The organism is Neisseria sp. HMSC067H09, assembly GCF_001814135.1.
Lineage (GTDB): Bacteria > Pseudomonadota > Gammaproteobacteria > Burkholderiales > Neisseriaceae > Neisseria.
This window is the reverse complement of record NZ_KV814927.1, coordinates 20,313-29,570: the sequence shown is the minus strand read 5'-3', so window position 1 is coordinate 29,570 and position 9,258 is coordinate 20,313. Positions and strand designations below refer to the sequence as shown.

The following is a 9,258-nucleotide window of genomic DNA, read 5'->3' as shown; positions in this document are numbered from 1 at the left end:
TTTTAGCGAAACTCGCTGCGCTCGTTTTCAGACGGCCTCTTTTTACAAATATAAATATTGATACAAACATTACTTATGAAACCATCTTCTTACGCTGCCGATAAAAAAGGCAAAAGCGGCATCAAACGCATCGTCAACGCATTCGGCTATTCCAAAGACGGGATTGCCGCCGCCTACCGCTATGAAAGCGCGTTCCGCCAAGTATTGTGGCTGAACCTGATTTTGATTGTCTTGACCTTCATCCTCAATTTCGACTCCGCGACCAAAATGCTGCTGATTATTGCGTCGTTTGTTTCGCTGATTACCGAATTGTTCAACACCGCCGTTGAAGCCGCCGTTGACCACACTTCCACCGAAAAACACGAATTGGCAAAACGTGCCAAAGATGCCGGCTCCGCTGCGCAATTGCTCGCTTTGACGATGTTGGGTATCGTGTGGGCGATTGCATTGTGGCGCGGGTATGTTTAAATTTACTTTGAGATGATTTATACTTACTAAGTAATAATTCTCATGAATTAATTTGAATCATTTTGTTTAATCTGAGTCAAAGCATTCAGACGACCATTGCATGTAGGATAAGAACAGTATTACCGACATGCAATGTCGCGCGGAAAGCTTTTGCCGCAACAAAACCACCCATTTCATCATAAAGGAGCAATACATGAAAAAATTATTGGCAACCCTGATCGCAGCAGGTTTGGTATCCACCGCTTCCGCAGCCGGTGTTCACGTTGAAGACGGTTGGGCGCGTGCCACCGTCGAAGGCATGAAAATGGGCGGCGCGTTCATGAAGATCCACAACGATGAAGCCAAACAAGACTTCTTGGTCGGCGGCAGCAGCCCAGTAGCCGACCGTGTTGAAGTGCATACCCATGTCAACGACAACGGCGTGATGCGCATGCGCGAAGTCAAAGGTGGTGTTCCGCTGGCGGCAAAAGGCGTAACCGAGCTGAAACCGGGCAGCTACCACGTTATGTTCATGGGTCTGAAAAAACCGCTGAAAGAAGGCGAAAAAGTACCTGTTACCCTGAAATTCAAAAATGCCAAACCTCAAACCGTACAACTGGAAGTGAAAACCGCACCGCAATCTGGTATGGACCACAGCCATGGCCATGACCACGGTGGCGCGCATCAACACTAATTGTTCATCGTTTGAACTCAAAAGGTCGTCTGAACATTTTCAGACGACCTTTTTGTTATTTGGGTTGGGCAAATTCAATCATTACTTGCAATATGAAATTCATCAGAACGCCATTCCTCTTTTAGGGCCTTCCTTATCCCTTCATCAAAATGTGCTAAAATCCGCCTTTAAAAACCGCTGTTTCCTACCCATATCCTCTTTATGGACATTACTCAACAACCTTCAAACATCATCGTCGGACTCTCCGGCGGTGTTGATTCCTCTGTAACCGCCGCCTTGCTCAAACAGCAGGGTTATCAAGTGCGCGGTGTGTTTATGCAAAACTGGGAGGACGACGACAATGACGAATATTGCAGCATCAAGCAAGACTCTTTCGATGCCATTGCCGTCGCCGACATTATCGGCATAGACATCGACATCGTCAATTTTGCCGCCCAATACAAAGACAACGTATTCGCCTATTTTCTCAAGGAATACAGCGCGGGACGCACGCCGAATCCGGATGTGTTGTGTAACGCCGAAATCAAATTCAAATGCTTTTTGGACTATGCCATAGAGCAGGGCGCGGATACCATTGCCACAGGGCATTATGCGCGCAAAGAAGTCCGCAACGGCACTCATTATCTGCTTAAAGGTTTGGATCAAAATAAAGACCAAAGCTATTTCCTCTACCGCCTCAAGCCTTTCCAACTCGAGCGCGCGATTTTTCCGTTGGGCGGTTTGGAAAAACCTGAAGTCCGCCGCCTTGCCACCGAATTCAATTTGCCGACGGCCGCCAAAAAAGACAGTACCGGCATCTGCTTCATCGGCGAACGTCCGTTTCGCGAGTTCCTGCAAAAATACCTGCCGACCAACAACGGCAAAATGGTGACGCCCGAAGGCAAAACCGTCGGTGAACACGTCGGACTGATGTTCTACACGCTCGGACAGCGCAAAGGATTGGGCATCGGCGGCGCGGGCGAGCCGTGGTTTGTCGCTGCGAAGGATTTGACAAAAAACGAACTCATCGTCGTACAAGGTCATGACCATCCGCTGCTCTATACCCGCAGCCTCATCATGAACGATTTGAGTTTCACCCTGCCCGCACGCCCGAAAGAAGGGCGCTACACCTGCAAAACCCGCTACCGCATGGCGGATGCGCCCTGCGAATTGCGTTATCTCGATGATGACACGGTCGAGCTTGTGTTCGATGAACCGCAATGGGCGGTAACGCCCGGTCAATCCGCCGTACTGTACGACGGCGATGTCTGCTTGGGCGGCGGCATTATCATGTCTACCGACAAGCCCGTCATTATTACCGCTTGATTAAAAAAAACAAAAGGTCGTCTGAAAACTACTGCGGCAGGTTTGCTCCCGCCTTTTCAGACGACCTCAAGACAACCATAAAACCAACGAAATAAGATTATTTATATGGAAAAACTCTGGCTCAACAGCTACGAACAAGGCGTCAATGCCGAAATCGACATCACGCAATACAGCTCTATCAGCGACGTATTCCGTCAAAGCGTTGAAAAATTCGCGCATCAACCCGCGTTTCAAAACATGGGCAAAACGCTCACTTACGCCGAAGTCGGCAAGCTGGCGGAAAATTTCGCCTCCTATCTGCAAAACGTCCTGAAGCTGCCGCGCGGCGAGCGCGTGGCGGTTATGCTGCCCAACCTGCTGCAATACCCGATTGCGCTTTTCGGCATCCTGCAGGCGGGGCTGGTGGCGGTAAACACCAACCCGCTCTACACCCCGCGCGAGCTGGAACATCAGTTGAAAGACAGCGGCGCGACCACCATCATCGTTTTGGAAAATTTTGCCAACACGTTGGAGCTGGTGCTGCCGCGCACGCAAATCAAACACGTCATCGTCGCCTCTGTCGGAGAAATGTTCGGCTTCTTCAAAGGCACGCTGATGAATTTCGTGCTGCGCAAAATCAAAAAAATGGTGCCCGAATACCGTATTTCCGGCGCCATCCCTTTTCAGACGACCCTGAAAGAAGGTGCAGCGCATACCTTCCGCCCCGTTACCCTGACCCGCGAAGATACCGCGCTGTTGCAATACACGGGCGGCACGACCGGTGTGGCAAAAGGCGCAATCCTCAGCCACGGCAACATCTGCGCCAATATGCTTCAGGCGAAAGAATGGATTAAAAACCAACTGCGCGAAGGCAAAGAAACCGTCATCGCCGCGTTGCCGCTTTACCACATCTTCGCCCTGACGGTGAACCTGATGATTTTTACCAACGCCGGTTCCAAAATCATCCTGATTACCAACCCGCGCGATATGAAAGGCTTTATCGGCGAACTCAAAAAAGAGCGCATCAGCGTCTTCATCGGCGTGAACACCTTGTTTAACGGAATGGTCAACCAACCCGATTTCGCCGCCGTCGATTTCTCCAATCTGCGCCTGACTTTGGGCGGCGGCATGGCGACTCAAAAAGCCGTCGCCGAAAAATGGAAAAAAATTACCGGTACGCCCATCGTCGAAGCCTACGGCCTGACCGAAGCCAGTCCCGGCGTGTGCTGCAACCCGCTCAATATCGAAGCGTACAGCGGCGGCATCGGATTGCCCGTTCCCTCCACCGAAGTCGAATTGCGCGATGCGGACGGTAAAGAAGTCGGCGTCGGACAGCCGGGCGAACTTTGGGTGCGCGGCCCGCAAGTGATGAAAGGCTATTGGAACCGTCCCGAAGAAACCGCCAAAACCATAGATGCGCGCGGCTTTTTGGAAACCGGCGACATCGCCGTGATGGACGAAAAAGGCTGGCTGAAACTGGTTGACCGCAAAAAAGACCTCATCGTCGTTTCCGGTTTCAACGTTTATCCGAACGAAATCGAAGAAGTTATTTCACACAACGATAAAGTCATGGAAGTCGCCTGTATCGGCGTGCCCAACGAAAAAACAGGCGAAGCCCTCAAAGTCTTCGTCGTCAAAAAAGACCCGAGCCTGACCAAAGAAGAACTCATCGAATTCTGCCGTACCGAGCTGACAGCTTATAAAGTGCCGAAAGACATCGAGTTCCGCGACGAATTGCCCAAGTCCAACGTCGGCAAAATCCTGCGCCGCGAGCTTCGCGAACAAGCGCAAAACAAATAACACCGAAAGGTCGTCTGAAAAGCATCCCGCACCTTTCAGACGACCTTTAATCATCATGGAAACAAGATATGACCCATACCGTCCATCTTCAATTTGAAGACATCGACAACACCGTCCTCCAACGCCTCTGCGGCGCGCTCGACGGCAACCTCGAAGCACTGGGCAAAGCCCTCGATATCCAAATCAGCCGCCGCTTCGAACACTTCACCTTCATGGGCGAACTCGCCCACGCCGGCCGCCGCGCCTTGCTCGCGCTCGCCGAAGCCGCCGAACAAGGTGATCTGGACGACAACGCCATCCGCCTCGCCGCCGTCGAAGCCAAAACCGCTGACAACAAACACGAAGAAAAGCATCACGACCAACAATATTATTTCCGCACCAAACGCGGCAGTATAGGTGGGCGCACCCCGCGCCAAAACGGCTACATCCGCGCCTTGTTAAACCACGACGTCGTCTTCGGGTTGGGCCCCGCGGGTACGGGCAAAACCTATCTCGCCGTCGCCGCAGCCGTCGATGCCATGGAAAAACACCAAATCGAACGCATCGTCCTTGTCCGCCCCGCCGTCGAAGCAGGCGAAAAACTCGGCTTCCTGCCCGGCGACTTGGCGCAAAAAGTCGACCCCTACCTGCGCCCGCTCTACGACGCGCTCTACGATCTGATGGGCTTCGACCGCGTGACCAAACTGATGGAAAAAGGCCTGATTGAAATCGCCCCGCTCGCCTACATGCGCGGCCGCACGCTCAACGGCGCGTATGTGATTCTGGACGAAGCGCAAAACACCACGCCCGAACAGATGAAAATGTTTCTGACCCGCATCGGCTTCGGCGCAAAAGCCGTTATTACCGGCGACATCAGCCAAATCGACCTCCCGCGCAACATCAAATCCGGCTTGAAAGACGCCCGCGAAAAACTGCGCGACGTAGAAGGGCTGTATTTCCACACCTTCACCAGCGAAGACGTCGTCCGCCATCCGCTGGTTCAGAAAATTGTGGAAGCGTATGAAGCGGCAGAAGAGCAAGCCGAAAGAAGCAGCGCCGCCGAACGGTAAACGATGAGGTTTAAAAAGGTCGTCTGAAAACCTGAAATACGGGTTTTCAGACGACCTTTTTATGTTTTAGAGCAGATTCAATTTAAATCGATACCGTCCCGTTAGCTTCGAACCACTTTGCGCACTTGGGGAATGGCGTGCAGGTTGTGAATAATTTGGTTGATTTGCGCCAAGTCCTTCACTTTAATGATGAACTTGAATTCGACAAAGCCTTCCGTACCTGCCAGCGCTTTGTTGGGGGTTTCGACGGACTCGATATCCGCGCCAGAGTTAGAGATGGCTTGCGCCATAAGGGCGAGCAGGCCGTGGGCGTCTTCGGATTGGATACTGAGTCCGGTGCGGTAGGTATGGCTGCCTATGCCTTCCCAGTTCGCATCAAGCTGCTGTTCGGGGTCGGATTTGAGCAGGGTCGGACAGGTATCGCGGTGGATAATCATGCCTTTGTCTTTGACCAAAAGGGCGCGGACGGAATCGCCCGGGACGGGGTGGCAACATTCGGCAAAATGGATGCGGCCGGTTTCTTGGTCGTTGACTTTGATGGGGCTGAGTTTGACTTCGCTGCCGAAGTGCTGCCCTGCCAGTTCGGCGATGTGCATGGCGACGTACACGGGCAGGGTATGCCCCATGCCGACGTTGTAGAGGACTTCTTCAAACGAGGTTTGTTTGTCGTTGAGGTCGGCGAGGTATTTTTCTTTGAGGTCGTCTGAAAGCAATACGTCTTTGGGCAACAGGCTGGACAGGGCTTTTTGCAGGAGGTTTTCGCCGAGGATGATGGCGTCGTGACGGTTGAGGTTTTTGACGTATTGGCGGATGGCGCTGCGCGCACGGCTGGAAACGGTGAAATTCAGCCATGCCGGATTGGGCTTGGCGTGTTCGGATGTGATGATTTCAACGGAATCGCCGGTTTTGAGTTTGGTGCGCAGGGGCATCATGGTGTTGTTGATGCGGGCGGCGACGGTTTTGTGGCCGATGTCGGTGTGAACGGCGTAGGCGAAGTCTATGGGCGTCGATCCTTTAGGCAGGGTGAGGATTTTGCCTTTGGGTGTCAGGATATAGACTTCGTTGGGGAACAGGTCGACTTTGACGTGTTCGAGGAATTCGATGGCGTTCGCGCTGCTGGCTTGCAAATCGAGGATGTTTTTGAGCCATTGGTTGGTATGGAGGACGGCTTGATCGACGGTGTTTTCGCCGGATTTGTATATCCAGTGACCGGCGATGCCGCCTTCGGCTACGGCATCCATTTCGCGCGTGCGGATTTGGACTTCAATGGGCAAGCCGTATGGGCCGACCAGGGTCGTGTGCAGGCTTTGGTAGCCGTTGCTTTTCGGGATGGCGATATAGTCTTTGAAGCGGCCGGGTTTGGGCTGATAGAGATTGTGCAGCGCGCCCAGTGCGGCGTAACACGCGGGAATGCTATTGACGATGACGCGGAAGCCGTAAATGTCCATGACTTCGGCAAAGCGCAATTTTTTTGCCAACATTTTTTGATGGATGCTGTACAGGTTTTTTTCCCGACCTTTGATTTTGGCTTCGATGTTCGCGCCGACCAAACGCTGACTGAAGGCGCGCAAAACTTTACCGACGACGTCGCGGCGGTTTTTGCGGCTGTTGTCCATCGCTTTTTTAAGGGTTTCGTAGCGGTTCGGGTGGAGGTTTTGAAACGATAAATCCTGAAGCTCTTGGTAGGCGTTGTTCAAGCCGATGCGGTTGGCGATTTGGGCGTAGATTTCGAGGGTTTCTTTGGCGATGCGGCGGCGTTTGTCGGGACGCATGGAGCCGAGCGTGCGCATATTGTGCAGGCGGTCGGCGAGTTTGACGACGATCACGCGCACGTCTTTGGTCATGGCGAGGATGAGCTTGCGGAAACTTTCCGCCTGATGCTCGGCATGATCTTCAAATTTGAGTTTTTCGAGTTTGGAAAGCCCGTCCACCATCTCGGAGATGGTTTCGCCGAATTCTGCCGCCATTTCGATTTTGGATACGCCCGTGTCTTCGAGTACGTCGTGCATCACGCCCGCGCACAAGCCTTGTATGTCCATGTGCCACAATGCAAGTTGCGTGGCGACGGCAAGGGGGTGGGTAATGTAGGGTTCGCCGCTTTTACGGGTTTGTCCGTCATGGGCGTGAAAGGCGTAGGCTACGGCTTTTTCAAGCTCGGCCTGTTCGGATGGGCTGAGATAGGAGGCGGTGCGGAACAAAAGTTCGCGTGCTTCGGCAGTCAGCGCGTCGTAGGGGGCAGTAGGCTGGGGGGCGGGCATTTCAGACGGCCTTCGGTGTGTGTTTTGTTTTGAGCCGTCAGACTGTATCGGTCGGATGTCGCGCCGATACAATCCGCGCGGCGGTTGGGCAGGTTTTGCCTGCCGGTATTATTTGTTGCGGGTCAGCAGTTCGGTACCGATTTGACCGGCGGCGATTTCGCGCAGGGCGGTAACGGTCGGTTTGTTGTTGCGGATGTCGTCAACCATAGGGGCGTTGCCGTTTTCAAGCTGGCGCGCGCGGCGGGCGGCGACGAGGGTCAGGTCGAAATGATTGGGGATTTTGCCTGTGCAGTCTTCAGTGGTGATACGGGCCATTTGTTTGCTTTCTTTCTATTAATTTGTGATGGAATGTAAATGCGTATTTTCGCTGTTTTTCAGGAATTTTCCAACAGGTTTGAGATAAATCCTTGCTGGGAAGATTTTTTCAGACGACCTGCTTTGATGATGTGGAGCAAATCGGCTTCTGCCCTGTCCAAATCATCGTTGACGACGATATAGTCAAACAGGACGGATTGTTCGATTTCGTGACGCGCTTTGGAGAGGCGGGTTTGGATGACTTCCTCGCTGTCGGTGCCGCGCCCGATAAGGCGTTCGGCAAGGACTTCGAACGAAGGCGGCAGGATGAAGATGCTGCTCGCTTCGGGCAGGGATTTGCGTACCTGCGCCGCGCCTTGCACGTCAATTTCCAAAATCACATCGTAACCCTCTTCGCTAAGGGAATTGACCCCTGCAATGCTGGTTCCGTAATAATTGCCGAAAACGTTTGCGTGTTCGAGGAAGGCTTTTTGTTTGATTAAAGACTCAAATTCCTCTTTGGGAACAAAATGATAATGTACGCCGTGCTGCTCGCCTTCGCGCGGCTGGCGGGTGGTGTGCGATACAGAGACGCGCAAATCGGCGTTGTTTTTCAAAAGACGGGAAACCAGCGTGGTCTTGCCCGTGCCGGAAGCGGCGGAAATGATGAAAATATTGCCTTTTTTATGGGGTTTCATGATGTCGGTACCGATGGGATTATCTGTTGATTGTAGCATACGGGGCGTGTAATTTCATGTTCAGACGACCTTTCAGCCCCGATGGATTTGGCAACCGACGGGCTGACGGCTACAATATCGTGTTAAAAACTTTTCATTTGGGAACACGCAAAATGTTGGTTCATCCTGAGGCGATGGGCGTCGCCGCATTGGCGGACAAAATCCGCAAAATCGAAAACTGGCCGCAAAAAGGCATTTTATTTCACGACATTACACCGGTGCTTCAAAGCGCGGAATATTTCCGCCTTTTGGTGGACTTGCTGGTCTATCGCTATATGGGTCAGAAAATCGATGTCGTGGCAGGCTTGGACGCACGCGGCTTCATCATCGGCGCGGCGTTGGCATATCAGTTGAACGTCGGCTTCGTCCCCATCCGCAAAAAGGGCAAGCTGCCTTTTGATACGATTTCGCAAAGCTACGCGCTGGAATACGGCGAAGCGACGGTCGAAATCCACAAAGACGCGGTCAAACCCGGCGCGCGCGTGCTGCTGGTCGATGACCTGGTCGCAACCGGCGGCACCATGCTCGCAGGCGTGGAATTAATCCGCAAACTCGGCGGCGAAGTTGTTGAAGCGGCGGCGATTTTGGAATTTACGGACTTGATCGGCGGCAGCAAAATCCGCGAAAACGGCGTTCCCCTGTTTACCCTGCTGCAAAACGAAGGCTGCATGTAAACTTTGCCCATGCCTCAAAGG

9 protein-coding genes are annotated in these 9,258 nt (G+C 52.9%); 6 read left to right on the top strand and 3 right to left on the bottom strand.

Annotation, left to right across the window (positions count from 1 at the left end; all coding sequences use genetic code 11):
- The first annotated feature begins 75 nt into the window (after positions 1 to 75).
- The 5 genes from HMPREF2954_RS08150 (at position 76) to HMPREF2954_RS08130 (ending at position 5,274) form a co-directional block, all read left to right on the top strand.
- Complete coding sequence (locus HMPREF2954_RS08150) at positions 76 to 468, top strand: diacylglycerol kinase (protein WP_045072871.1); 393 nt, start codon at positions 76 to 78, stop codon at positions 466 to 468.
- A 193-nt stretch (positions 469 to 661) separates the two neighbouring features.
- A complete protein-coding gene (locus HMPREF2954_RS08145; RefSeq protein ID WP_045072870.1) occupies positions 662 to 1,141 on the top strand; it encodes a copper chaperone PCu(A)C in 480 nt (159 codons plus the stop codon).
- A 201-nt stretch (positions 1,142 to 1,342) separates the two neighbouring features.
- Positions 1,343 to 2,446, top strand: a complete 1,104-nt coding sequence (mnmA, locus tag HMPREF2954_RS08140) for a tRNA 2-thiouridine(34) synthase MnmA (protein WP_045072869.1) — start codon at positions 1,343 to 1,345, stop codon at positions 2,444 to 2,446.
- Positions 2,447 to 2,551: 105 nt separating this feature from the next.
- Positions 2,552 to 4,225: an AMP-binding protein gene (locus HMPREF2954_RS08135; RefSeq protein ID WP_045072868.1), complete on the top strand. Its 1,674-nt coding sequence runs from the start codon at positions 2,552 to 2,554 to the stop codon at positions 4,223 to 4,225.
- Between the two features lie 68 nt (positions 4,226 to 4,293).
- On the top strand, positions 4,294 to 5,274 hold the full coding sequence (locus HMPREF2954_RS08130) for a PhoH family protein (protein ID WP_070442856.1): 981 nt from the start codon (positions 4,294 to 4,296) through the stop codon (positions 5,272 to 5,274).
- A 101-nt stretch (positions 5,275 to 5,375) separates the two neighbouring features.
- Here HMPREF2954_RS08130 and HMPREF2954_RS08125 read toward each other — a convergent pair whose 3' ends face one another.
- The 3 genes from HMPREF2954_RS08125 to gmk all read right to left on the bottom strand — a co-directional run bounded on the left by HMPREF2954_RS08125 (position 5,376) and on the right by gmk (position 8,524).
- Entirely contained in the window at positions 5,376 to 7,532 is a 2,157-nt protein-coding gene (locus HMPREF2954_RS08125; protein WP_045072866.1) for a RelA/SpoT family protein, read from the bottom strand.
- A gap of 108 nt (positions 7,533 to 7,640) precedes the next feature.
- Positions 7,641 to 7,847, bottom strand: coding sequence for a DNA-directed RNA polymerase subunit omega (rpoZ, locus tag HMPREF2954_RS08120; protein WP_003740638.1), 207 nt, complete (start codon positions 7,845 to 7,847; stop codon positions 7,641 to 7,643).
- Between the two features lie 59 nt (positions 7,848 to 7,906).
- Entirely contained in the window at positions 7,907 to 8,524 is a 618-nt protein-coding gene (gene gmk / locus HMPREF2954_RS08115; protein WP_009312424.1) for a guanylate kinase, read from the bottom strand.
- Positions 8,525 to 8,676: 152 nt separating this feature from the next.
- Between gmk and HMPREF2954_RS08110 the strand changes: the two genes are divergently transcribed.
- Positions 8,677 to 9,237, top strand: a complete 561-nt coding sequence (locus HMPREF2954_RS08110; protein WP_009311093.1) for an adenine phosphoribosyltransferase — start codon at positions 8,677 to 8,679, stop codon at positions 9,235 to 9,237.
- The last annotated feature ends 21 nt before the right edge of the window (positions 9,238 to 9,258 follow it).